Annotated in this window: 2 protein-coding genes; both read left to right on the top strand. The window is 44.6% G+C overall.

The annotated features are described in order from the left end of the window. Window positions 1-218: transposase (locus CKO27_RS23900; RefSeq protein WP_200377405.1), on the top strand; the 218-nt coding region annotated here is incomplete at its 5' end. Window positions 219-292: 74 nt separating this feature from the next. Then, entirely contained in the window at window positions 293-880 is a 588-nt protein-coding gene (locus CKO27_RS23895) for a hypothetical protein (protein ID WP_200377404.1), read from the top strand. The last annotated feature ends 136 nt before the right edge of the window (window positions 881-1,016 follow it).

The following is a 1,016-nucleotide window of genomic DNA, read 5'->3' as shown; positions in this document are numbered from 1 at the left end:
AGCTTGAAGTCGTTAAAAAGAAAAAAGGGGTTAAAGGTTTCCATGTTTTACCCCGCCGCTGGGTCGTTGAGCGAACATTTGCATGGCTTGGCCGATCACGTCGGCTGAGTAGAGATTATGAACGCAAGCCTACGTCGAGTGAGGCACAAGTTTATCTCGCCTCAGGCCGCTTACTTCTTCGTCAAATAGGCCATAATCAGATACAATATGAATTGTAAGTTAATTGATTTCTATTAACGGTTAATTGGATCGACTATAGCGATGTGTTCCTATGCAGCCTCTCAACTGATTAATGCTGCCAGAGCAGGCTGTTAATGGTGAAGCGGGGCGCGATAATAAAGATTACATTGAAGTGCCTGCTCCTGCATCTGCTTACCTGACGAAGGATTCTAGAATTGAGAGATCTTCATCTGCACAAGACATTTCATCAATACAAAAACATGAGGATGACGTAAAGCGGGGTCGCTCATCAGAAAGTAGCTTAACGCAATCAGGTTTTATCCATGTATTAATGTCGTTGGTGTTTTTAGGGTTTATTATATACGTGGTCGTTCGAAGCGAAGTTGTAAGAGTTGCTGTCATTGTTCTTGTCGTCATTTTTTTATTGCAAGACCAGCCATTGCTAGGTTTGTTGGTAGGTTTTGGGATAGCGGTTTTCTATCCTGTGGCAAGGCATTATATTTTTGGTAAAAAAGGAAAAATTAGCTTTCGTGAGAGTTTAATAATACGGCAGCAGGAGTTCAATGAAAAGCTAGCTGAGAAATATAGGGAAGAGCTGAATATTCAGAGTATTACTGAAAAGCATTTGGAAGCGCTCGCAAGGAAGAAGCGGCAGCTCTCCCTTGCAGATGACTATGGTAATCCTGAATCCGTGATCTGAATGACGCGGCAACGTCCTCTTGGCAAATAGCGATGCCGGAATTCATTTCAGCGACGCGAATAGCGCCCGGGCGGGGACGAATCGGTCCACGGAAGGGCGGTTGGGCGAGAAGCTGCGGGCGACAGACAAAAGGATA

The organism is Thiocystis violacea, assembly GCF_016583575.1.
Lineage (GTDB): Bacteria > Pseudomonadota > Gammaproteobacteria > Chromatiales > Chromatiaceae > Thiocystis > Thiocystis violacea.
This window is presented reverse-complemented; position numbering and strand designations above follow the sequence as displayed.

Bases quoted from the DNA above. Each gene is read 5' to 3' on its own strand.
- CKO27_RS23895 (WP_200377404.1), top strand. From the start codon at position 293: ATGCTGCCAGAGCAGGCTGTTAATGGTGAAGCGGGGCGCGATAATAAA.